Raw genomic sequence first — 25,274 nt, forward strand, 5'->3', positions numbered from 1 at the left:
ATTGGCCTTCGTCTGTGTTTCCACTCGCGGGGTAACTATTGCGGCCAATATGGGCTTTTCTGTTGAAAACGCTTGTTTCAGCGGGTGGGGCGGTTATTTTTGAGGAATCTCAATATATATCCCCCGTCTACTACATGCTTAGCCGCGTTGCAAACTCAATATACTGGATGAATCGTTACATCGAACGGGCCGAAAATTATGCCCGTTTCATGAGCGTGAACTTCAACCTCGCCCTCGATTTGCCGCCAAACGTAGTACCGCAGTGGGAACCGTTACTGATCGCAACCGCCAATAATTACGGGTTTTACGAGCATTACAAAGAAGCCACCCGCGACAATGTGATCGAGTACATGACGTTCGACAAGCGTAACCCCAGTTCGATCGTATCCAGCCTGAATTTTGCCCGCGAAAATGCCCGGACCGTTCGCGAAACGATTTCAAGAGAGATGTGGGAAAAGCTGAATGAACTGTACCATATGGTGCAGGGAACGGGAAACCACGCCGATTGGAGCCTTGGACAAACGCAGGATTTTTTCACCGAAATCAGCTACGGTGCCCAGCTTTTTTACGGCATTATCGACGCCACCATTACGCGCAATGAAGCCTGGCATTTTGCCCGGGTAGGTCGTTTCACCGAACGAGCCGACAAAACGACCCGCTTTCTGGACGTTAAATATTTCACGCTGCTCCCCGCCGACGGTTCGGCCAGTACAACGCTTGATCTGGTGATTTGGGCGGCGGTATTGAAATCAGTATCGGCCTACAATATGTTCCGGCAGCAATACCGCAGTCTGACACCCGCCAACATTGTGGAGTTTCTGTTGCTCGACAAACTGTTTCCCCGGGCAGCGGCCCACTGTATTCGCCAGGCCGAATTATCACTGTATGAAATTTCAGGTACGTCAGTAACCCAGGGTTTCGGCAACGGAGCCGAACGGGCCATCAGCAAACTACGCAGTGATCTGGAATTCACGGTAGTGGATGACATCTTCAAATCAGGTCTTCACGAGTTTCTCGACAATTTCCAGACCCAAACCAACGACATCGGCACGGCGATCTACAAAACGTATTTCGACTTAAAAACGGCAGAAGCGTAGGAATTGAGAGATAAGAAGTAAGAGTCAAGAGACAAGAGGTGCTTCGCTTATCCACCAATTGTTAGAAAAGCGAAGCACCTCTTGACTCTTACTTCTTATCTCTCATTCGATATGCCATTACAGCGGTTTGGCCTAGTTCGTTGAGGAGGCGCCAGTTGGCGAATATGCCTACAACGGCACCAATGCCTGGAACGAGTTGGAGCATTTTGGCCAAGTCGATATAGTCGCGGTATTCCTGCTGGAAGGTAAGCCAATCGAACTGATTGATATCGTCGGGCAGTGTTTGGGCGTGGGCATCCCAGTTCTCCAGATGAGCGAATATTTCCTGACGGCGGCTTTGGCTCGAAAAAGCGAGTTGAAAAATATACAGGACATACAGCCGCTCGCGATAATCAGATACGTCGTGACCATACAGGGCGGCAATGTCGTACAACATTTTCATTTTCAGGCTGAGTAGCAACGGAAAATCAGTCAGACCTACCAGTAGCCCGGCTGCTCCGGTTAACCCACCCTCGGCGGCACCTACTCGTTTATACCACGCAATGCGGTTATACACCGCCGACTCCCTTTCGTTGAGCGGAAGGTTGGTCACCGGTTTAGGCGCGGTATACTCCGACCCCAGCAGCACAGCCCGCGTCATGTGCTTGATTGCTCCCGTAATGACCGCATGTACTTTGTCGGGAATCAGACGGTTAATCCGGGTCTGAAGCGACTTGGCTGTGCGGTTCATCAACGACGGCTTGCGACGCATCTGTTCTGCCCACCGGGCCACTTCCTGCCGGGCTGTTTCTTCGTATGAGTGTACACTACTGAGTTGCATACTCCTATAACCTCAAACCAACCGACTTCAGCCGTTTAAAACGGCTTTTTTCCACGAATGGTTTATTCGTCTCCGGCGGCGGCTTTATAGGCACCTACTTCGGCAAGTTGTACGGGCCCTTTCGCGTTGGTAACTGTGATCCGTAGTTTCGATGCACGCACAACCGGGAAACGAAGCAGGCGTTTATACCCCACCGTAGTAAATGTTTTCAGCAGTTGCCAGGTACGTCCATCCCAGTACTCTACCTTCCCGTCGATGATTTGCTGACCATTGGCAATATTTTCCTGCAACGAAATACGGTCGAACACGGCATTGGAAGCCAACTGGACTTCGAGTGGTTTTGCGGGCGTTAACAGCGTGAATGTGGCAAGCTTACCATCGGTTTGTTTCGGGGCTTTGACAACGAGGTTATTACGAAACGTCTCGTTAAGAATACGGCGAAAATCACGAATACTGGCTACATCTGAATCAGCCAGCAACCCCTCCCGATTGGGCGGAATATTGAGCAGCAACAGGCTGTTTCTGCCCACCGACTCGTAATAAAGTTTCACCAGATTGGTGGGCGTCCGCACTTTATTATCTTCTGATGCATGGTAAAACCAGCCCGGCCGGATCGACACATCTGTTTCGGCCGGCAGCCAGACAGGGCCATTGGCGTCACCTTTATTGAGGTAGGCCGGATCGGCTACGCCGGGGGCTAGGCCCGTTGTATCAATGGTTGACCAGCAGGTTTCGCCCGCATTACCCGACTCGTTGCCTACCCAGCGAACATCCGGCCCGGCATCAGAAAACATGACGGCGTTGGGTTGCAGAGCGCGCACCATAGCCCAATAGCCCGCAAAATCGTAGGTCATATTTTTGGCATTCTCTCCCTTCGCCCCGTCGAACCAGACTTCGGCAATCGGACCGTAGTTGGTTAGTAGTTCGCGCAGTTGCCCCTTGTAAAAATCATTGTACTCAGCCGTACCATACCGCGGTTCGTGCCGGTCCCAGGGCGACAGATATACACCGAATTTAAGCCCATATTCGCGGCAAGCATCAGCCACTTCGCGGACAATATCGCCTTTACCTGCTTTGTATGGGCTGTTTTTCACCGAATGCTCGGTAAACTTCGATGGCCAGAGGCAGAATCCGTCGTGGTGCTTGGCCGTAAGAATCGCCATCTTGAAACCGCCTTCTTTCAGCGCCTTCACCCACTGCCGGGCATCGAGCTTAGTAGGATTAAACTGCGACGGACTTTCGGTACCTTCCCCCCATTCTTTATCCGTAAACGTATTGACCGTGAAATGCAGAAAAGCGGTCGTTTCGAGTTGCTGCCAGGCCAGTTGTCGGGCAGACGGTTTTGGTTGGGCTACGGCGTTGATCAGGCTTATAAACAGTAATAGGCATGAAATAGACAGGCGCTTCATAATGGGTATTGGCGTTCTGGTCGGACGACAGTGAAGTTAGATTTTTTCGAACAGGTTAGGTACGTATCAGGCCTGCGTCAGCAGACCTCGCCGTTCGTTGAAAGTTTTGAGCACAAACTCGCCAAAAAGGGTATTTGCCCAGGCAAACCACTTCCGGGTGAAGTTGCTGGCGTCGTCTTTATGAAACGCTTCGTGCATAAAACCCGTACCGGCATTGATGTGCTGTAATGTCTGTAAACACTGCCTGATTTCAGCATCGTTGGTACTTGTCATCCCCCGAATGATGATGCTTAGGGGCCAGATCATATCAATACCAGCATGTGGCCCACCAATTCCTTCTCCTGCCTTCCCTTTAAAAAAGAACGGGTTGTCTTCGCTCAGCAGCATTTTTCGCGTATTCTGGTAAATCGGATCGCTGACCGGCATAGCTCCCAGATAGGGCATAGCCAGCAGGCTAGGTACGTTGGCATCATCCATCAGGTTATATGACCCGAACCCATTCACCTCATAAGCATACACCTTACCATAGCGCGGATGCGTAGTGATGGCGTGCGCTTTCAGGGCGGCTTCTACTTCATCGGCCAAAGCACGGCATTCCGTAGCCAGATTAGCGTTGGCTTTCAGAGCTGTTAGTAACTCAGTCAATTGACGGAGCGAGGTCACGGCAAAGAAATTCGCCGGAATCAGATAAGGGTAAATGGTTGCATCGTCGCTCGGGCGGAACATAGAGCAGATCAGGCCATTGGGTCTGGCCGGGTAGCCGTAGCCCCCCAACGGAACGCCGTCTGTGGCCCAGGTAGTGCGTCGCTCAAATTTATAAGGGCCTTTACCAGTTTTTCGTTGTTGCTCCCGAAAGGTCTGAACTACCAACCGCATTGCCTCCTGCCAGTTAGCATCGAAAGGAGACGTATCGCCCGACCGTTTCCAGTAGAAATAGGCGAGCCGGATGGGATAACACAAGCTGTCGATCTCCCATTTGCGTTCGTGGAGACCGGGTTTCATGTCGGTCACATCGTCTTTCCACTCCCCTACTTTTGTCTGCTCTTTGTAGAATGCATTGGCATAGGGGTCGAACCGAATACAGCGCGCCTGCCGGTTAATCACGCCTGCTACCAGTTGCTGAAGTGGTTTATCCTGCGCCATCAGGGGCAGATAGGGCCACACCTGCGCCGTTGAATCGCGGAGCCACATGGCATCGATATCGCCGGTAATGACATACGTGTCTGGCTTTCCGTCGAGCGTAGAAAAGTCAACGGTGGTGTCGAGGGTGTTGGGAAAACAATTCTCGAATAGCCAGGCCATTTCCGGGTTTTTAATCCCGCTTTTCACGGCGGCAATCGCTTTCTCAACCGCTTCCGACTTGAAATTTCGCTGGTTAACCGGCACCCGAACTGTTGGAAAATCGGCGCCTGAACGAGCCTTGGCAAAAGGACCGGCCGTTAACGCTGCCGCCGCCGTTAGTGATGAGGTATGAATGAAAGTACGTCGGTTCATAGTAACGATAAAATGAAACGTAGAGGATCAATGGCACAAAAAAATGTCACTACCTGAAGGCAATGACATGATCTGCTTACTATAGGAATGTATGTTAAGAAACGAGACGGGTAGCATAACCTGCATAAATGACTACATAATTCGACTTTCATTTTCACTCACAAATGCACCCCAGGCACCTTTTTTGGTTTTCTTGGTTGATCGAACCGGCAGCGCGTTTTCGTGAAAATGGTGGCAGATCGCAATAGCCAGGGCATCAGTCGCATCGAAAAATTCGGGAGCCAACGACACTTCCAGCAAATTGGCAACCATATGTGAAACCTGTTCTTTCGAGGCGTTGCCGTTGCCCGTCACCGACTGTTTTACCCGGCGGGGCGCGTATTCAACAATTGGAATACCACGCGAAAGAGCCGCGGCCATCACCACGCCCTGTGCCCGGCCCAGTTTTAGCATGACCTGTACATTTTTGCCAAAGAAAGGATCTTCAATGGCCATTTCATCGGGTTTATGTTCCTCGATGAGCCGGTGCATGGTTTCGTGCAGTTTCTGAAGCTTGAGCTGATGGGTCGTATATTTGGAGAGGTTAATGACTCCATACTGGAGCATTCGCATGACACCCGCCCGCACCACAATGACGCCGTAACCGGCGATTACAGTGCCGGGATCAACGCCAAGGATAATTTTTTCGGTAACGGGAGTTTGAGAGGCCATATGTGCAAAGTAACGCTTTCGGAACGGTTTCCATGCCTGACGTATCCAAAAAAATCACGCTCTGGGCCAAGATAGCCACCTTTTGTTTCCTCATCGGCTTCATCCTCTATACGTTGCGCCAACAGACCATTCGCTGGGCCGATTTGCGCCAACCGTTGCTACAGACCAATTGGCTGTCGGGATGGGCATTACTCATGCTGTTGCTGACGCCACTAAACTGGTCGCTGGAGGCGCTTAAATGGCAATGGCTTGTGCGGCGACTGGCTCCGCTACGTTTCGGGGAGGCTCTTACCGGTGTGTTAGCGGGACTTTCGCTGAGCATGGCCCTGCCCGGTTTGCTCGGCGATACGGCAGGTCGGGTACTATCTATTCGAGCGGGACAACGGACCGAAGCCGTGGGAGCAGCACTGGTGGCAGGTGGAATGCAGTTCTACGTGGCCCTCGTGGTGGGTACGTTCGCGTGGGCAACGTACGTGAGCTACGTACCTACCCGCGATACACTGGCAGGAAATGCCCTGCTCTATGGGCTGACGGGCTTGAGTTTACTAGGTGTTGTACTCAACTTTAGCCGACATCGTTTCGTGATCTGGTCATCCCGTTGGCCGTGGCTGGGCAGGTACGTTACCTGGTGGGAAATAATCGGTCACTATACCCACACTGAGATGACGACGGTATTTGGTCTGGCCCTATTACGGCACCTGACGTTTTCGCTCCAACTCTACGCCGCCTTTCGCTTATTCGGCGTTTCGCTGACTGCCGGACCTCTACTGGCGGGCGTGGGGGTTATTTATCTGGTCAAGACGGTTACGCCGGCCTTCAACTGGCTTAGCGATCTGGGCGTCCGTGAAGCTGCGGCCCTCTGGGTGTTCGCACCGTTCAATCTGGTTGCTTCTCCCCTGCTGGCGGCTACGCTCACGCTCTGGTTCGTCAATATTGGTTTGCCGGTTTGCACAGGCATTTATTCACTGTGGCGGCTACGGTTGGCCAATCGTTGACCTTTACCATTCGGCCATAAATACGCCGTCTCGCCGAACAGTATGTACGGCCATACCCGGTGGCGGCGCCTGAGCGAGTAAACTATCGGTTGGTTCGGCCAAATTTGAATCGTCGAGAATAACATGGCGGGCCACTACGCGCCGGGTCAGTGATGCCCAATCGCGCACGGCAGTTCGGCGAAGCACCACGTAGTCGATCACTTCAGGCAAACGCCACCGACGATAGTCGGCCATTCGGTTAATAAACAGGATGCTGCGCCCCCGCCAAACGGTCAGGGCCATATCAGGATAATGCCGGTAAGCGGCCGTAAACGCCAGCGAATCGGCCCGCAAATTCCCGACAGACAGACTGTCGATTCCCCATTGTCCAAACGTATTCTTGAGGTAGAAGTCGTAGTTCCGGGCGTTTGTCTGCCAGTCATCGTCGGTCAGTACCAGCGCATGATGCCCGGAGGTGAGGCTCACAGCCGTTTTCCGGGGCAGAAAATGAACCGTCAGCCGTTGTTGCCTGTCCTGCTGTTCCTGTTCATAGATAACCAACCCGGCAAAGCAGAGCGATGCTATGGCCGTGAGATTCAGGTACGTTCGGGTTGGGTTCAATAACAGCAAACAGCCCGCCCCTATGATTGTATACACGAGTAGGAGGCCCGGCAACGAAAGCCACAGATCGCTGAGTAACGCGCCCGGTAACTGCCCGACGGCGTCGACACTCAGATTCATCAGCCAGGCCGTTTTCTGCAACAACCAGCCCAGCAGATCGCCCAGATAAGGTATCCAGCCAAAAGCCAACACGGCCATAGACAGAGGCACCAACACTGCCGATAGCACCATCACAATCGGATTGGCCAGCAGGAAAAACGTTGGAAACGAGTGGAAATAGTAAATACCCAGCGGAAAGGTCAGTAGCTGAGCGGCTACGGCCACTGCAGAAGCCTGCCACAAGTTGATGCCTATCCATGATCTGGGTTTGAGCAACTGGTTCAAATAAGGCATCCATGCACCAATACCCGCCACTGCCAAATAAGACAGTTGGAAACCTGCCGAAAAAGCCGCAAATGGATCGTAGCACAAAATAAGCAGGGCCGAGGCGGCCAGCGTGTTTAACAGACTTTGGGTGCGGTTGGCCAGGCCCGCGATCAGCAGAAAAGAGAACATGAGCGCCGACCGGAGAACTGGGGCAGAGAAACCAGTCATCAACGCAAAAAACCAGAGTACGGCCAGTTTTATGCTCACTACCCACCAGCTATTCCCTTTTCCCGGCGCTACTTTCTGCAACATCCAGCTTAATACCACGAACAAGATGCCAACGTGCAACCCCGACACCGACAAAATATGCACCGCCCCGGCCGCTGCGTATGCCTGATATTGCGTCGAATCCAGGTCATCACGCACGCCGAGAATCATGGCGTTTACGATGCCATACTCTGCTTTGGTACCCACACGGGCGGTAAGCAAACTGTCAGACCAGCGGTTGGTCTGGTAGGCCAGTTCTACCAGCCGGTTGGGCGGGTCGTGCCCAACTACAGTGCGTTGCCAGGAACGCAGGTATTGCTGATGAAAGATGCCCCGATGCGCCAGAAATCGCTTAAAATTAAATTCGCCGGGGTTTATGGGTGCATCAACCAGCCGGGGCGGCCCCGAAACGAGCCAGACATCACCATACCTGGGCACGGGCGTTGGATGCAAAGAATCTCCTTTGTCGAGATACACCATGATGCGGCCCGTTAATGGCCGAAACGGTGCTCCTGAATCGCCGACCTGAGCCCGCCGCAAATCCAGTTCTACTTTGTAGGTTTTCGCCCGCGACTCGGGCAGGTTGGTAACCACCGCTTCGTAGGCAAGGGGTAGCTGATTAGCGTGAATGAGGTGATTGGGCCGAAGTGCCGGTGAACTAAGGTACACCGCCAGCCAGCCCACAACGCCAAATAAGCCCATCAGGGCAAATCCCTGCGTGGCACTGAGCGGTTTAATCAGGCGGTGTTCGTTCCGGTAGATGGTGTAGGTAGCTACGGCCAGACAAATCGCGCCAATAGTCATAGGCCACCAAAAAGAAGCAGGCCATGCTTCGGCCAGGAAAATTCCTGCCAGCATAGCCCCAACGTACCTGAAAAACGGATAGCCCCGCACGGTTACTGCGGCCCGGCCATTTGCTCACTTGGCATCCGTTTGCCGGGGAGCACCATTTTGTAATGCTGGATGCCGCACTCGTCAAACTTCTGTCCAACGGGCACAAACCCAAAATCGGCGTAGAGCGGCATAGCCGATACCTGCGCGTGGAGGTAAATACTTTCGATCGGTTCGGGTTGCTGCGCAAACACGTCGTTCAGTACAGCCTGCACCAATGCTTTACCAACGCCTCTGCCGCGAGCCGCTGCCCGTACTGCAAAACGTTCTAGTTTTACGCCCTTGCTGGTCCGCCGCCAACGGGCAGTACCCACGGGCTGGTCATTGTGCAGCGCCAGAAAGTGATGGCTGGTCTCTTCAAATTCATCGTACTCATCGTCGGCAGACACCTTCTGCTCCTCGACAAATACTTCCCGGCGAATGGCAAAAGCCGTTTCTAAATCAGCTTTTGATTGAATTGTAGAAACTGTGATCATAGTGGAAAAGCACACAACAGTTTATTGAATCAGCACTCGCTGACTAACCGTCTCGTTCTGCGTCTTGACCCGAAAGATATATACTCCGGCCTGTAAACTGGCAACCGGCAGCGTGATTTCCCGACTCAATGTGGCCGGATAGGTGTCAGCCTGGATGGTTCGCCCATTCGCATCGATCAATTCCGTATCGAAGGTTTTCAACCCTTTAAACTGCACGCGTACAATACTTTGCGAACTACTTGGGTTGGGGTAAATCAATACGTTCAACTGTTCAGTTTCGGGTAGAGCGGTATTGGCAAGAATCAATTGTAGCCGACGCGGGCTTAGTTGCAGAACTGCCGCCATCCGGTCTCGCTGACCAGCGGTAAATACATTCATACAGGCATCGGGCGTGTAGTCCATGTAATTTTCGATCAGGTTCTGGGTGCGCGCGCCAGAGCGGCAGGCGGAGAAGATAGGATCACATTTATCGGTTTCGTTCAGCCCTTCAATGGGTGGGGTATCGGCTACATAATCGTCTCCGCAACGCGTATCCCCGTTTGGGTGAATAAGGCCAAGCCAGTGGCCGACCTCGTGGGTCGTGGTTCGGCCACAACAGTACAAGCTGCTGGTGACAGTACCGGTTCGACGGCCAAAATAACGGTGATCGATCACCACACCGTCGATACGTTCGTTCGTATCGTCCAGCCCCTGCAAGGTATCGGCTGCCGTTGGAAATTGCCCGAAACCCAGATAGTTTCGGTTCGATAGCGCCACCACCCAAATATTGAGATATCGATTCGACGGCCAATAGCTAATATCTGACAACAGATAAAGATCGTTAAACAGATCGAACGAGTTCTTGGCGGCATAGTACGTTCTGACAACGCCGGTGCTGGGTGCCCCGTTAGGGTCCTGCGTGGCCAGGTAAAACTCAATATTCGTATCTACCGCAACCGGATTGGTTGACGTACCGCCTGGCGTACCGACCGCTTTGCGGTAATCTTCGTTAAGTACATCAATCTGCGACTGAATCTGCGCATCGGTAATATTAGGATTGTTAGCTCCACCGATTAACCCATTCGGCTGGTTGTGCACTACATGCACTACAACCGGAATCCGGTATACGGTTGCCGATGTACTACGCGCCTGCGTACCTAACTGACCAAAAGCACGTACCTGTTCGTTCAGCTTGTCGACTTGCTGGAGCCGGTTCGGCGATCGCTGCTGCAACTGCGCTTCAATGATCGGGTTAGCGCATCGCTTTTTGTGGCTATCATCATCTGGCGTTGACTGTGCCAGAGCGCCAGCCACAGATACACACAAAAAAAGGCTGGTCAGCCCAAGAAGAGTTTTCAGTTTACCCCACCCCAACCCTAACGGGGAGGGCGGTCCCGCGTCCGGGTGGGGGTGGGGTAGCTGGCTTCCACTATTGTCCTGCTTTTTCATATGCACTGATGATGGCTTTCACAAGCCGGTGACGCACTACATCGCGTCCGTCGAGTTCAACAAAGGCAATGCCTGGAATATCACGCAAAATACCGATCGACTCTGACAAACCTGACTTCTGATGCTTCGGCAAATCGACCTGCGAGCGGTCTCCGGTGATGATGGCTTTCGAGGAAGGCCCCATCCGGGTCAGAAACATCTTCATCTGCATGGCCGTTGTATTCTGCGCTTCATCGAGCAGGATGAAAGCATTGTTCAGCGTTCGACCGCGCATGTAGGCAAGGGGTGCAATCTCGATGGTTCGATTCTCCAGATAATACTTCAGTTTTTCCGCCGGAATCATGTCGTCGAGCGCATCATAAATTGGGCGGAGGTACGGATCAATTTTTTCTTTAAGGTCACCGGGTAAGAAACCGAGGTTTTCGCCTGCTTCCACCGCGGGTCGGGTAATAATGATTTTGCGCACCTCCTTGTTTTTCAGGGCCCGTACGGCAATAGCTACGGCCGTATAGGTTTTACCCGTACCCGCGGGGCCAATGGCAAACACGAGGTCGCTTTTCTCGGCTGCTTCGACCAGTCGTTTCTGATTGGCCGTTTTAGCCCGCACCACAATACCCTTGGTACCATACACCAGCACTTCATCGTCAGATACTGGTACGCTATTCTGGTCTGATTCGTTGCCGCCACTCAGATACGTTTGCACATTTTCGTGTGATAGTTTACCGTAGCGCTGGTAATGCTGCATCAGCGATTCCAGGATATCGGTAATGCGCGAAATTTCGGATGTCGTGCCTTTGATGCGGATTTCATTGCCCCGCGAAATGATTTTACTCATCGGAAAGGCCGCAGCCACTTCCTTGATATTGGTATTTTCGACGCCCAGAAAATCAATGAGCGAGACGTCGCCGTCGAGAGTGATGATTTTTTCGACCAAACTGGTAAACAGATTAAAGTGAGACAATCGTTGGTTGGCTGAAATATACCAAATAGCCTTACCTGAACAACAAGATTCAGCAAAAATTGGCTCACAATCTTATTGATCTACCGTATAATAAGGGTACAATAAAAAATGCGAATAATCGTACGACCCTCTCTATCTTGCTGACAGTCAATTAGCTGATCAAAGTTGGCTTGCTTGTCTGATGTATCAGGAAAAAAATCTATTTTTGGGATAACGATTATTTTGGTGACAACCAGATTTTTTGGGCGAACATCAGTTGGTTTGTGATCAGTCAGTTAGACGTGTCAAGTTAACCAATCCCTTGTTTCAGACCCTTTACTCAGCTTGCCTTTACTGGTGCTTTCCGCCTATTTTTGCTTAACTATGGATACCAACAGCGGAGCACCCCGCCCTAACAACAACTTTCGTAAAAACTCTACCAATGCGCCGGGAAACCGGCAGCAGGCTGGCATCAACCGATTCCTCGACACGGGCCTCGGCAAATTGCCCCCGCAGGCGGTTGATCTGGAAGAAGCAGTGTTAGGTGCGCTGATGATCGAGAAAGATGCGCTGTCGGCCGTGGTTGATTTACTCAAGCCCGAAACGTTCTATAAAGAAGCTCATCAGCGGGTATATAAGGCGATTCTGACCTTATTCTCCAATTCAGAACCTATTGACCTTTTGACCGTTACGCAACAACTGCGTAAAACTGGCGAGATCGAACTGGTTGGCGGTGGTGGTTATATTTCGGAGCTGACATTACGGGTTAACTCGGCTGCCAACATCGAATATCACGCCCGGATCATCACCGAGCAGGCCCTGAAACGTGGCCTTATTACGATGTCATCTGAAATTCAGCGCGATGCCTATGAAGATACCACCGACGTTTTCACCCTGCTCGACCGCACCGAGCGCGACTTGTTCCAACTGACCGAGTCGAACATTCGCAAAACCGTCTCCGACATGCGCTCCATCGTGGGTGAAGCCCTGAAGGAGATGGAGACTAAGAAAAACCAGGAAGGCCTGACTGGTGTCCCCTCCGGATTCACCGCCCTCGACCGCTTAACCTCCGGCTGGCAACCCTCTGAGTTAGTGATTATTGCAGCTAGGCCAGCGATGGGCAAGTGCCTGGGGAAAGGCACAAAGGTTCTCATGTTCGACGGTTCATTGCGGAAAGTCGAAGATGTTCAGGAAGGGGACTTATTAATGGGTGATGATTCAACTCCCCGTCGAGTAATGTCGATTGCTCGGGGCCGTGAGCAGATGTATTGGATTCGGCAAAATAAAGGGATCGATTATCGGGTTAATGAAAGTCATATTCTATCGCTGAAACGGTCGCGCAACGAAGGTGGATATACCAAAGGTGAGGTGCTGAATATTTCCGTTCGTGATTATTTGACCAAATCAGACAAGTTCAAAACCAATTACAAAGGCTATAAAGTAGCCGTTGAGTTTCCAGAACAGGCGGTTTCTCTCGATCCGTATTTTGTAGGTTTATGGCTTGGCGACGGTCATAGCTACAGTTCACGAATCACCAATATCGATTCAGAAGTAGTCGAGTACATGCAATCCTATGCCGACTCGTTGAACCTGTCTTTTGTAACGTATCAACAGGTAGGTAAAGCCCCGAATCATGCTATAACATCGGGGCAGCGGGGTGGAACGCAATCAGGTGTCCACGCTACGGCATTTAGCATTCAGGGCGAATTGCGCAAACTGACTGTCATTGAGAATAAACACATTCCAAGAACGTACCTGATTAACACTACCGAGAACCGGCTGAAGTTGTTGGCTGGCCTAATTGATAGTGATGGTCATTACCAGCGCGAGTTCAATTGCTACGAGATTACACAGAAAAATAAAGAACTCGCCGAACAGCTAAAGTTCCTCTGCGATTCACTGGGCTTCCGCTGTTCGCTGAAAGCAAAACAAGCTGTCATCACGTCAAGAGGATATACGTCAACCGTATACCGGCTTAGGCTGTTTGGCAATCTAGATTGTATTCCAGTACGTATTGAGCGAAAAAAGGCGCGTCCTCTTCAAGCACGAGCCGACTGGCGCGTGACAGGAATTTCCGTTGAAAAAGATATAGTAGACGATTATTACGGTTTTACCATCGACGGCAATCATTTGTTTTTGATGGAAGATATGACCGTGACTCACAACACCGCTTTCGTAGTCTCGGCGCTACGAAATGCGGCGGTGGATCATGGCAAGCCGGTGGCTATTTTCTCGCTGGAAATGTCGTCGGTGCAGTTGGTGAATCGTCTGATTTCGGCAGAAGCCGAGATCGATTCGGAGAAGATTCGGAAAGGACAGTTGGCTCCGCACGAGTGGCAACAGCTGCACCATAAAATTCAGCGGCTTACCGAGGCTCCAATCTATATTGACGATACGCCAGCCCTGTCTATTCTGGAACTACGGGCCAAATGCCGACGGCTGAAAGCGCAACACGATATTCAGATTGTGGTGATCGACTATCTGCAGTTGATGACCGGCGACAACAGTAAAGGTTCTAACCGTGAACAGGAAATTGCCTCGATTTCCAGGGCGCTTAAAAACCTGGCCAAAGAGCTGAACGTACCCGTGATTGCCCTGTCACAGCTAAGCCGGGCCGTGGAAACGCGGGGTGGCGACAAAAAACCACAGCTTTCCGATCTTCGTGAATCAGGATCTATCGAGCAGGATGCCGATATGGTTATGTTCCTGTACCGACCCGAATATTACAACATTACGCAAGACGAAGCGGGCAATTCCACGCTTGGCGTTGGCGAGGTTATTGTCGCTAAAAACCGGTCGGGCTCGCTGGATACCATTCAACTGCGATTCATTAACCGGTTCACTAAATTTTGTGACCTCGATGGTTACTTTACGCCGGTTCCGGGCTCGTTCCCTGAAGGTGTTTCGGGTATGAGCAGTTTCGACGGTTCGGGAGGTTCGGGTGCGATACCGCCACCGGGCACTATGCCGCCCCTACCCCCTACGCCAGGTACGTTGCGTAGCCGGGCAAATGACTTATCGAACTTCGGCAATGCCGATCCAAATCAGGAAACACCGTTCTAAGCAAGAACTAGTCACCTTTCACGATATTTACAAAAGCCTGGGGTGATCCTCCGGGCTTTTGTCCGTTACGTGCCAACAACTATCCGGTCATCTAGTAGTTGTTATCCTCATTCTTTAAATCCTATGACTAAACCTGATTCTACCTTCTCAACCCTCTCCCGCCGGGCCTTCGCATCTGGTCTTGTGGCCACCGGTTTATTAAACCAACCACTGGCAAAAGCAGCAGCGGGCTTGCTTGTATCTGCTTTGCCGGTAACGCCCTCTGACAAGTTGGTTGTGTATCAGATTTTCACCCGCCTGTTTGGCAATCAGCAAACGACCAACAGACCGTGGGGCAGCCTGGCCGAAAACGGCGTTGGCAAATTCAACGACATCACTGACAAAGCCCTGCTGGAAATCAAAAAGATGGGCGTTTCGCACGTCTGGTACACCGGCGTGATCGAACATGCCACCATGACCGGTTATTCATCAGCAGGCGCGCCTTCTGATAATCCGCTGGTGGTGAAAGGCCGCGCCGGGTCGCCTTATGCCATCAAAGACTATTACGATGTAGCACCCGACCTGGCGGTTGATGTCAGGAAGCGGATGGCGGAGTTTGAGGCGCTGGTAAAGCGATCACACGCCAACGGGTTGAAAGTTATTATTGATTTTGTGCCGAATCATCTGGCCCGTCAATACAACTCAGATGCCAAACCCAACGGTGTTGAGGATATGGGTCAAACAGACGATACAACGAAAGCATTTGACCCTCAGAACAACTTTTACTACCTGCCCGATCAGGCCTTTCAGCCACCCGCAGGTACGTTGGTTCCCGAGGGCACTCTGGCCCCGGCTTATGAAGAAGAACCGGCCAAAGCCACGGGAAACGACGTTTTCAAAGCACAGCCGGACATTAATGACTGGTATGAAACGATCAAGCTGAACTACGGCGTAGATTACCAGAACGACCGCAAAACCTATTTCGACCCTATCCCGTCGACATGGACGAAAATGCGTGATATCCTGCTATTTTGGGCTAACAAAGGCGTCGACGGTTTTCGGTGCGACATGGCCGAAATGGTGCCGGTCGAGTTTTGGGGTTGGGTCATTCCACAGATCAAAGCAAGCCGTATGCCGGCAGTTGCTTCCGCCACTACTTCCGTAGCAAAAGCACCCGCTGCTGCTGCATCAGCAAAGAATACAACCCCGGTTGTTGATACACCAATCGTTTTCATTGCCGAGATTTATAACCCACAGCAATATGCCAACTACATCGAGACGGGTAAGTTCGATTACCTCTACGATAAGGTTGGTTTGTACGACACGGTACGGGCGCTGATGGAAGGTAAAGGCAGCCCGATTGCGATTTCCAGGGTTTGTCAGGGCGAGTCGGGTACGTTGGGGAAACATATGCTCCGCTTTCTGGAAAACCACGATGAACAACGGATCGCCTCCCGCTTTTTTGCCAATAATCCCTGGACAGCAGTACCCGCCATGACCCTGTCGGCCACCCTGCACACCGGGCCCATGATGGTTTATTTTGGGCAGGAAGTAGGCGTGAATCCGACGCTACCCGAAGGCTTTCAGGGAGACGATGGGCGAACCACCATTTTCGATTACTGGGGCGTACCTGAATTTCAGGCCTGGACGAATGGCGGGGTCTTTGACGGAGGCAAGTTAACAGCCGACCAGAAAAAGCTGCGTCAGTTTTACTCTCAGTTAGGTCAGCTCGTTTCTACCAGCGATGCCATTAGAACGGGGGTGTCTCATGATCTGCAACAATACGGAAAACCCGAACGGCTGTTCAGTTACCTCCGCTATTCGGCCAAACAAAAACTCCTGATCGTCTGCAACTTCGACCCTAAAGAAACCATACGTACCCAGCTTCAGATACCAGATACTTTGTGGAAAGCGATGAAGATAGCGCCGAAGAAAGTGTATAAATTTCAGGACATTTTCCGAACTAAAACACTCATCACCGCCGGTACAACCGTGCCTGTCACGGTGCCTCCACTAGGTGTACTGGTATTGTCTATTTCCTAGGTACGTTACCCTCAGATTCTACACAAGAGAGGCCATTTCCAATTACGGAAATGGCCTCTTTTTATGAACTAAACCAACACTTCCCTACATGCCGCTCTGCTGAACGGTCAAGGCATCAACGGCCATAAGCGGCTTGTCGGCCTGCTCAGGGTTTACGAATACCAGATAGAGCTTGCGTATCCCCGATTCAGGCTTTTTGAACGGAATCTGTATCGGCCCCATAGTACCTACTTTCACATTGGCATCACCGAGCAGAGGGCCTGTTGGCGAGTCGGCACGAACCTCTACTTTACCACCCACGGTTTGTCCGGCCACAGTGAATACTTGGGCACTAAGTCCCGACAGGCCAGTAAGGTCAATATCGTTGTATACTAAGTAGCTACCACTCTTTAGGGCTACTGCTGCATCGGAACCCGTGGGCAGTTTGTAATTCATGATGTCTTTTTTGTCATCATACCCAACGGCCTTGAACGTAGCACTACGGAGTGCCACTGACTTAACTTGTGTCAGCGGACCAATTTGGCCGTTACCCCGGTCAGTGTAGGTAGCAGTCAATACATACGAGCCCGGCTTAGCCTGATCCTGCGTCATGTAATTGCCATTCAACGGCTGTTTCTGCTGCGCTTTCTCGTTGGCCAGCGATATAATGTAGCGAACCATGTCTTCGGCCTCTTCAATTTTCAGCTGTGGGTGAGCGCTCATCGCCTGTTCGCCCCAAACGCCACCGCCACCGGTAATAATTTTCTGCGCTAAAGCGCGGGTCCGGGTTCCGCTGCGGTATTTCTTGGCCACATCGATATAGGCAGGTCCAATCGATTTCCGATCAATCGCGTGGCATGATTTACAATCGCTCAACTCAATCAGGCGCTTGCCGGTGGTGAAACCAAGATTGGCCTGATGCCCCTGGGCCAGCATGGTTTTGTCGAAGCCTTCCACGTAATTGATCGTCATAGTCACATCTTCGGGGTCAATACCTTTAGCCAGTGTACCGTCTTCTTTGTCGGCCACTGTGGTCTGGTAAGCGATAGGCTGTTTCGGGAAATAGAATGACTTATTACCCTTTACGGCCAAATCAACCTTCGGCATATCGTTCCCCACTTTCACCGTCAGCGTTTGAGTGGCTTTATTACCCGCCGCATCGGTAACCGTCACGGTGGGGGTGTAAATGCCCGGTTTGCTAAACGTCATGGTTGGATTGGCCTGCTTACTGGCTGCCATTCCTTTACCAAAATTCCAGTTGTAAGTCAGTGCATCGCCATCATAGTCCATGCTGCCCTTCGTATTGAAGGCTATCGTAAGGGGAGCAGCCCCCACCAGTTTATTGGCCGAAGCAACGGCCACGGGCCGACGGTTACCCGCCGTGTAGGTGATGCGCGCTAACCGGGCATCGTCATTGGCTGCGAACCAGTTTTGACCGTATTCCAGCGTGTACAGACTACCATCCTGGGCAAACTGCATGTCGATCGTGTGCGAAAACTTGGTCGAAGGCATAAACCGCTCCATTTTCACGAAATCGCCATCGGGCGTCATCGTTACCGGATTGATCCAGTCGCGCATCCAATCATAGGCGAAGAATTTACCGTCGTAGGCACGGGGAAACTTCACCTTCGAGTTGGCCGGATAATCGTCGTAATAATAAACCGGGCCACCCATCGCGTTACGGCCACCTTTGCCCACAATGGCACCAAATTCAGGCGACTCGGCGTAGGGATAATAAATGAACGCTTTCTGGGCGGGTGGCAACTCGTTCAGGCCGGTATTATGCGGCGAGTTGTTCATCGGCTTAGCGGCATCGTAGGCCATACCAAACGAGGTACTGTCTTTGAAATTAAAGACTTCGTATGCCTTGTTGTCACCCACAAACATCGGCCATCCAAAAAATCCGGCTTTGCGCGCCTGATTAACCTCATCGTGGCCACGTGGTCCCCGTTTTTCGCGATTCTCGCCAGCATCCGGGCCTACTTCACCCCAATAGAGGAAGCCGGTGCGCTGATCAACTGCAATTCGGTACGGATTCCGGTTGCCCATGACATAAATCTCAGGCCGCGCTTTTGCATTCCCTTCAGCAAACAGGTTACCGGCCGGAATGGTGTAACCACCGTTGCCGTTTGGCTTAATACGCAAAATTTTACCTCGGAGATCGTTGGTGTTCGACGACGTGCTCAAGGCATCCCAACCCTGACGGCCTTCCCGATTATCAGACGGCGAGAAACCATCTGAGTTAAATGGGTTAGTGTCGTCACCAGTTGATAGATAGAGATTGCCGGTTTTATCCCAGGCAATAGACCCACCTGTGTGGCAGCATCCGGTTCGTTTCACGGGCACGCGCAAGAGCACCTTTTCTGTATTCATCAGCACCGTATCGCGCACATCGTCGTAGGTAAACTGCGAAAGGTGTTGGGCCGTATCGGCTCCAAACAGAGCGGCGTCGGGCGAATAGAACATAAACAACCGCTTATTGGCTGCGTAGTTCGGGTCGGCATTGAGGCCCATCAGGCCATATTCGAACTTAGTATAAACCGGCATCCGGGCCACAATTTTGGTCTTCCTGGTGGCCGGGTTATACATTTTCAGCAATCCTTTACGCTCCCCGAAAAGCACTTTACCACCGGGCAAAACAACCAGTTCTGTTGGCTCGTCCAGGTTACTTACCAGTACTTCGCGCTCGAATCGGTTCTCTTCAGGCTCGGGCTGCGATTTAGCTTTCGCATAATCGAGCTTTGTGGCCATCACGGAGGTTAGCCCACCCATCAGGTGCTTTAGAAATACTGGATCGGCATAGGTTTCGTCGGGGTGGCCGAAGCTGGTATAAAAGGCTTTTCCACCATCATAATCGTGATACCAGGACATGGGATGATCGTCGCCCATCTTCCCGTCTTTGTACGTTTTCTCATCTATTTTAACGAGTACAGTTACCGCCTTGTTCACGTTTTTGAAGTCGTAGAACTCGTCTTTGACCTTCCAACGATCGGGGAAGCCGAACATCGACACATGGTCTTTATTGACTACATACGCTTCGCCCTGCTGCACGTTCGGGTTACCTGGGTGCGACGAAAACTGAGCGCCAGCCAGCTTATTGTACCACGGCCATCCGTATTCGGTGTCGGTAGCGGCGTGAATGCCCACGTACCCACCGCCCGACTGAATATACCGCTCGAAATTTACCTGCTGCGCATCGTTCAGTACATCGCCGGTGGTGCTCAGAAAGACTACGGCGCTGTAGCGTTTTAAATTTGCCTCGGTGAATTTGGCGGCATCTTCCGTTGTGTCGACGGCAAATCCGTTTTGTTTACCCAAGTCCATCAGCGTCCGTTGACCGGTTGGAATTGACTGATGACGGTATCCTTTCGTTTTCGAGAAAACGAGTACCCTTTTGGCCATTGGCGTTTGAGCCTTAGCCTGATTGTCAGGCAAGTATGTCGTTGCCAGTAGGCCTCCCACCAGGGCAAGCGTTTGCCCGAGTCGGCGCATAGCTGACAGACGGTGATAAATTGATGATGTATACATGGAAGTAGATACGTGCTTTAGAAAGTAAAGACGAATAGTTCTGAAAACGATTGAATTCATAAAGGATAAAGGTTGCTCTCTTTACCCGAAAACTTACCTTTAGCTAGGTAATGACTTGTTTGGCGGGAAATCGAACCAGTCCCGGTTAACGCATAATGGTCAGGTTGCCTTTCACTGTTTGCTTCCCGAACAGGATGGTATAATAATAGATGCCGGCCGGATAATCGGGGGCGTACCACTTAAAAGTCCGGTCAGTGGAGCTGAATACCGACTTGCCCCAGCGGTTATACACTGTAACCCGCTCAAAGCGTTCCGTGCAACTTTCGGCAGGTACGTTCAACAAGGCGAAATAGTCGTTTTTACCGTCGTCATTCGGTGTAATGATGTTAGGAATTTTCAACGTTTCGTAATCAACCACGGGCGTTCTCAGCTTTAGCACCACGCTGGTGGTATCGGTATTTTTGGGTTGGCAACTACCATCTGTATTGGCAAAGTCAAGGGTAAAAGTAGCTTCATTCTGCCCCTGAAGCGTAGCGCAGGTAGCTTGCCACGAAAAAGGGGACTGCAGCTCCGGTCGGCCGGTTTTGTTACTGAACGTCATACCAGCCCCGGCCAGATTGAAGCCCCGCCCGGTACCCGTTAGCCGAAGGGTATCGCCTGCATCGGAGTCATTGCCAAATACCGTAAACTGTACATTTCCAGATGATGTATCGGCAGGAGTTACTACCAGTTCGATCACCTGACTGGTCAACGAGGTACGTATACTGGGCGGTTGGCTAGGCACACCCTGCGCTGATAGCCTCACCGTGGTTGTATCGCGCCGTTCTACGTTGCAGCGCCGGTTAATGGCAATAAAATCGACCAAATAATCAGTTGCAGAGGCTTGTGTACAGTTTGGTTTCCAGACAAATGGCTGAGAAACCGTTCCCGTCCCCGATTTGGGCGCAAAGGTCATACCTGCATTGGCGAGCGAGAAACCACGACCTACCGCCTGAATAGTCACCGCCCCGTTCTCTGAATCTTTACCAAAGGCATTGAAGGTGAGCGACGTACCTACGGTGACGCTGGTTTGAGCGTTGGGCAGGTCGGTAGTGGCGGCAGGTTTTGTGGTGGGTGAGGCATTCACCTGCACCAAAATATCGAGCGTTGTGGTTATTCCCTGCGGACAGGCATCATCGGTAGCCTGAATCCGTAGTGTTACGGGTCGGCCATTATTATACAGCGCACAGGCATCGAAGCAGAATTGAGCCGACGTTGTATCACGACCCGTTGTAGACACGAGCACACCCGGCGTAATGGCCAGGCCAGATAATGACCCGCTTCCGTTGGTGATCGAAATGCGCTGATTGGCATTAGGGTCTGTGACAAATAAAGTCAGGCAGGCCTGATCGTTATCATTCAGGGTTAGAATGGTGCCTGGTTTATAAAAGCTATTTTCTCCCTGGGCTTTCATCAACAGCACCGGTGCATCGTTGATGGGGCAATCGACAGCCTTTAGCTGATAGTCGCGCCGAACCCGTCCGATAGCCACACCCCGACGATACTCAACTACTTCGACCGAGAAAACAAATAACCCCTCTCGGCTAGCCGTAACGGTCAACAAGCCCGTTCGGGGATTCACTTGCAACGGCACGCTGCCCGGAATAGAGTTAGCCGCCGAGTAACCGGGGCTCCAACTCACCGATGGGTAGGGGCCGGGGTAAAACGTGGCAGCAACAAATTGCGAGCCGATGGACGGAATAGGATTATTACGGTTGCTAAACCCATTGTAGGGCGTCACCATCGAATAAACCAGACTATCACCGTCGGCATCTCTGGCCGAAAAATCAAATGTAAACGGACGGTTCAGGCAGATATAATCACCTTTAGGCGTGGTGAAAACAGGCGACGAATTGTACAGAGCTGGTGTGGTGGCCGAAATGGCCGGAAATTCGAGGTAAAACGTCGATGCCGCATCGCCGGGGGCATTGATATTATTGATACCCCCGTTTCGGCAGCAGCGTTCCCAGGTAATGTAATAGCCTCCCGGATCGTTGAACGCCTGCGGATTCAGGGTTAAATCGAGGCCGTATCGGATCACCCGCGTACTTTGAGAAGCCTGCGTACAATTAGGCAACGTAGAGGCAATCAGCGCTGAACTCGTGCGGGGCAGTTCAATGCCCGACAGAAAGACATTGTCACGTTTACGGAAAACACCCAATACCACCGTTGCATCTTCGGCCCCGGGATTGCCCGTGAGCTGATCGAAGTACAGGTTCAAATTTACCCGGTGCGTGTAGGTTCGTCCGGCGCCGAGATACTGCAATTCTATTTCACCCCCAACAATGTGGGTAGCCATAACTATTCCTGGTAACAGACCGAACAAGCCGGTTAATAGCAGGAAATGGAAAAAAGAACGGTAATGTTGAGTCATACAAATTAGGGCAGGGTACACAGGGTCCGAAAACGGATGCTTAATTTAGCATTTTTTACAGAAAAATAGGTTCAACATTTACCGTTTAACGTCTGCTTTTTTTACACGAAATACTGATTAACAACGGCTTACCAACGTCAGACGTTTCACATTAAACTTTTGGACCCGCCTTAAATGCGCCGTCATAAACACAAACAACCCCAGCTAATTGCTAACCTTCTGGTAGCCGATGTAGCTGCCGAAGGGAAATGTATTATCAAAACCGACGAAGGTGTCATCTTTGTTGAAGGGAGGCCCGGTTACCCGATGCCCGCCCCCGGCGACATCGTTGATGTTAAAGTGGTCAATAAAAAGAAACAGTACCGCGAAGCCGTAGTGGAACGGATTGTCACCCCTTCGGCGGTACGTACCCAGCCATTTTGCGAGCATTTTGGCATTTGCGGCGGCTGTAAATGGCAGCACATCCAGTATGCCGAGCAATTGCGTTTCAAACAGCAACAGGTTATTGATCACCTTACGCGCATTGCCAAGGTTCCGTTGCCCGACTTTCAGCCAATCGTGGCGGCCGAACCAACCCAGTATTACCGCAACAAGCTCGAATTTACGGTAGCTGCCGGTCGGTGGCTGACACAAACTGAGGTAGACGCCGGCGAGCGTATGGACTTCAGGGCCGTGGGCTTTCACGTACCCGGCCGCTTTGATAAGGTTTTGCCCATCAATCATTGCTACCTTCAGCCCGATCCCTCGAACGATATCCGGCTGACCGTTGCCGACTATATGTTTGCCCATAATCTGGCGGCCTATAACCTGAAAACGCACGAAGGGTATCTGCGTACGTTGATTATCCGCACGGCCGATACCACCAATCAGGTGATGGTAACCATGCAGGTAGCCGAAGATCACCCCGAAACGCTGGCCGGTTTGCTGGATCACCTCCGTGAGCGTTTTCCACAGATTACGTCGCTGAACTACATCATTAACCGGAAAAAGAACGACAATTATGGCGATCAGGAAGTAATCAACTACGCTGGGAAACCGTACATCGAAGAGCAGATGATTTCGTCGGAAAGCCATCCACCGCTGACGTTTCGCATCAATGCCAAGTCGTTTTACCAGACCAACGCCATTCAGGCCCAGTCGCTCTACAGCATTGCCCGCGACATGGCCGGACTGACAGGCAACGAACTGGTGTATGATCTGTATACCGGAACAGGCACCATCGCACTCTTTGTGGCGCGGCAGGCCAGGTACGTTGTTGGTATTGAATATGTGGAAGCGGCCGTTGCCGATGCCCACGTGAACGCTGAGGTCAACGGCATTGCCAATGCCTCGTTTCATGCCGGCGATATGAAACTGCTACTCACCGACGAGTTTTTCGCCAAACATGGTCGCCCCGACGTAGTCATTACCGACCCACCACGGGCGGGGATGGACGAGGCCGTTGTTCGTCAGTTGCTGAAGGCCGCGCCCGAAAAAATCGTGTATGTCAGTTGCAACACCGCCACACAAGCCCGCGACATTGCCTGGCTCGACGAAAAGTACCGCGTAGAAGCCGTTCAACCCGTCGATATGTTTCCCCACACGCACCATGTTGAGAATGTGGTGTTATTGACAAGAAAATAGTTTGTTGTTTGTTGTCCGTAGTTTGTGGTTGCGCTGCTAATCCTATAGTTGGTTGGATTGGCAACGCAACCACAAACTACGGACAATAAACAACAAGCCCTCCTCCTATGACCCTCCTCACCCCCGCCGCCTGGCCTGATTATGAACTGATTGACTCGGGCGATTTTATGAAATTAGAGCGGTTTGGCGCTTATGTGCTGGCCCGCCCCGAACCACAGGCTATCTGGGACTGCTCGCTTTCAGAAACGGAATGGGAACGGCTGGCTCACGCTACTTTCCGGCGCGATAAACAATCGCCCGAACGTGGTGATTGGTTACGGCTCAAACCCATTCAGGAGCCCTGGACGGTTCGTTTCCAACAACAGGGCCTTGATCTGACCCTGAAACTTGCCCTCACTTCGTTTAAGCACGTGGGCCTTTTCCCCGAACAAGCCGCCAACTGGACCTATATTCACGATGCGGTGAAGGCGTTGCCTGTCGAGAAACCCCGTGTGCTGAATCTGTTCGCCTACACCGGAGGATCGTCATTAGCAGCCCGTCAGGCGGGGGCCGATGTGACGCATGTCGATTCGGTGAAGCAGGTTATTTCCTGGTCGCGCGAAAGCATGGAGATGAGCAAGCTCGACAACATTCGGTGGGTGGTTGAAGATGCCGTAAAGTTTGTGCGCCGCGAAGAGCGGCGGGGCAATACGTACCACGGCATCATTCTCGATCCACCCGCTTACGGACGTGGTCCCGATGGCGAAAAATGGCAACTGGAAGATCAGTTGAATGATTTGCTGAAAACCTGCGCGGCGCTGCTCGACAAGCAGGATTTCTTTTTCATCATCAATCTGTACTCGCTCGGTTTTTCGGCGCTTATCCTCGACAACCTCATGGCGCAATGCTTCGGTGACCCTGCTGGATTGGGCCAAGTCCCGCGTTATGAGCAGTCTGGCGAGCTTTTCCTGACCGATTCGCATCATAAACGACTGCCTCTGGGCGTTTTCTCTCGTTTTTCTTCCGTAGATTTGTAAGAATAAGTTCAAAGTCTAACGTTCAAAGTCTAACGTTGCTCTGCTACATGCTGAATTTACGCTCATTGCAGCGCAACGTTAGACTTTGAACGTTAGACTTTGAATCAACTCAGTAGCTAATACACATTGCCTTGGG

Annotated in this window: 16 protein-coding genes; 6 read left to right on the plus strand and 10 right to left on the minus strand. The window is 51.7% G+C overall.

The window, feature by feature from the left end:
• Positions 1 to 134 precede the first annotated feature (134 nt).
• Complete coding sequence (locus tag ACAW87_RS17295; protein ID WP_370724888.1) at positions 135 to 1,097, plus strand: alpha-E domain-containing protein; 963 nt, start codon at positions 135 to 137, stop codon at positions 1,095 to 1,097.
• Positions 1,098 to 1,185: 88 nt separating this feature from the next.
• Here the strand turns inward: ACAW87_RS17295 and ACAW87_RS17300 are convergent, their stop codons facing one another.
• The 4 genes from ACAW87_RS17300 to ruvC form a co-directional block, all read right to left on the minus strand.
• Positions 1,186 to 1,917, minus strand: a complete 732-nt coding sequence (locus ACAW87_RS17300) for an EcsC family protein (protein WP_370724889.1) — start codon at positions 1,915 to 1,917, stop codon at positions 1,186 to 1,188.
• A 62-nt stretch (positions 1,918 to 1,979) separates the two neighbouring features.
• Entirely contained in the window at positions 1,980 to 3,326 is a 1,347-nt protein-coding gene (locus ACAW87_RS17305) for an alpha-L-fucosidase (RefSeq protein ID WP_370724890.1), read from the minus strand.
• A gap of 66 nt (positions 3,327 to 3,392) precedes the next feature.
• Positions 3,393 to 4,820 carry a glycoside hydrolase family 125 protein gene (locus ACAW87_RS17310; RefSeq protein WP_370724891.1) on the minus strand — a complete coding sequence of 476 codons (1,428 nt, stop codon included), beginning with the start codon at positions 4,818 to 4,820 and terminating at the stop codon, positions 3,393 to 3,395.
• Positions 4,821 to 4,952: 132 nt separating this feature from the next.
• On the minus strand, positions 4,953 to 5,531 hold the full coding sequence (gene ruvC / locus ACAW87_RS17315; protein WP_370724892.1) for a crossover junction endodeoxyribonuclease RuvC: 579 nt from the start codon (positions 5,529 to 5,531) through the stop codon (positions 4,953 to 4,955).
• Positions 5,532 to 5,563: 32 nt separating this feature from the next.
• Between ruvC and ACAW87_RS17320 the strand changes: the two genes are divergently transcribed.
• On the plus strand, positions 5,564 to 6,526 hold the full coding sequence (locus tag ACAW87_RS17320; RefSeq protein ID WP_370724893.1) for a lysylphosphatidylglycerol synthase domain-containing protein: 963 nt from the start codon (positions 5,564 to 5,566) through the stop codon (positions 6,524 to 6,526).
• Positions 6,527 to 6,529: 3 nt separating this feature from the next.
• Here the strand turns inward: ACAW87_RS17320 and ACAW87_RS17325 are convergent, their stop codons facing one another.
• The 4 genes from ACAW87_RS17325 to ACAW87_RS17340 are packed head-to-tail and all read right to left on the minus strand — an operon-like array spanning position 6,530 to position 11,488.
• The gene (locus ACAW87_RS17325; protein WP_370724894.1) at positions 6,530 to 8,653 is read right to left on the minus strand and encodes a ComEC/Rec2 family competence protein; all 2,124 of its coding nucleotides are present in this window, start codon (positions 8,651 to 8,653) and stop codon (positions 6,530 to 6,532) included.
• A gap of 2 nt (positions 8,654 to 8,655) precedes the next feature.
• The gene (locus tag ACAW87_RS17330; protein ID WP_370724895.1) at positions 8,656 to 9,126 is read right to left on the minus strand and encodes a GNAT family N-acetyltransferase; all 471 of its coding nucleotides are present in this window, start codon (positions 9,124 to 9,126) and stop codon (positions 8,656 to 8,658) included.
• A 21-nt stretch (positions 9,127 to 9,147) separates the two neighbouring features.
• Positions 9,148 to 10,554: a M43 family zinc metalloprotease gene (locus ACAW87_RS17335; protein ID WP_370724896.1), complete on the minus strand. Its 1,407-nt coding sequence runs from the start codon at positions 10,552 to 10,554 to the stop codon at positions 9,148 to 9,150.
• Positions 10,535 to 11,488, minus strand: coding sequence for a PhoH family protein (locus ACAW87_RS17340; protein ID WP_370724944.1), 954 nt, complete (start codon positions 11,486 to 11,488; stop codon positions 10,535 to 10,537). The genes ACAW87_RS17335 and ACAW87_RS17340 overlap by 20 nt, the downstream gene beginning before the upstream one ends.
• A 390-nt stretch (positions 11,489 to 11,878) precedes the next feature.
• On the opposite strand from ACAW87_RS17340, the gene dnaB reads away from it, so the two are divergent.
• Together dnaB and ACAW87_RS17350 are read left to right on the plus strand one after the other, a co-directional pair.
• The gene (dnaB, locus tag ACAW87_RS17345) at positions 11,879 to 14,557 is read left to right on the plus strand and encodes a replicative DNA helicase (protein ID WP_370724897.1); all 2,679 of its coding nucleotides are present in this window, start codon (positions 11,879 to 11,881) and stop codon (positions 14,555 to 14,557) included.
• A 123-nt stretch (positions 14,558 to 14,680) separates the two neighbouring features.
• Complete coding sequence (locus ACAW87_RS17350) at positions 14,681 to 16,579, plus strand: alpha-amylase family protein (protein ID WP_370724898.1); 1,899 nt, start codon at positions 14,681 to 14,683, stop codon at positions 16,577 to 16,579.
• 84 nt (positions 16,580 to 16,663) lie between these two features.
• On the opposite strand, the gene ACAW87_RS17355 is transcribed toward ACAW87_RS17350, so the two are convergent.
• Both ACAW87_RS17355 and ACAW87_RS17360 read right to left on the minus strand, forming a co-directional pair.
• Positions 16,664 to 20,050 (minus strand): ThuA domain-containing protein, encoded by a 3,387-nt coding sequence (locus ACAW87_RS17355; RefSeq protein WP_370724899.1) that lies wholly within the window; start codon positions 20,048 to 20,050, stop codon positions 16,664 to 16,666.
• A 181-nt stretch (positions 20,051 to 20,231) separates the two neighbouring features.
• Entirely contained in the window at positions 20,232 to 22,424 is a 2,193-nt protein-coding gene (locus tag ACAW87_RS17360; RefSeq protein ID WP_370724900.1) for a T9SS type B sorting domain-containing protein, read from the minus strand.
• Between the two features lie 249 nt (positions 22,425 to 22,673).
• Between ACAW87_RS17360 and rlmD the strand changes: the two genes are divergently transcribed.
• Positions 22,674 to 24,122, plus strand: a complete 1,449-nt coding sequence (rlmD, locus tag ACAW87_RS17365; RefSeq protein WP_370724901.1) for a 23S rRNA (uracil(1939)-C(5))-methyltransferase RlmD — start codon at positions 22,674 to 22,676, stop codon at positions 24,120 to 24,122.
• A gap of 107 nt (positions 24,123 to 24,229) precedes the next feature.
• The gene (locus tag ACAW87_RS17370) at positions 24,230 to 25,138 is read left to right on the plus strand and encodes a class I SAM-dependent rRNA methyltransferase (protein WP_370724902.1); all 909 of its coding nucleotides are present in this window, start codon (positions 24,230 to 24,232) and stop codon (positions 25,136 to 25,138) included.
• Positions 25,139 to 25,274: the final 136 nt, after the last annotated feature.

It is taken from the genome of Fibrella aquatica (assembly GCF_041321135.1).
In the GTDB taxonomy this organism is placed as follows: Bacteria; Bacteroidota; Bacteroidia; order Cytophagales; family Spirosomataceae; genus Fibrella; species Fibrella aquatica.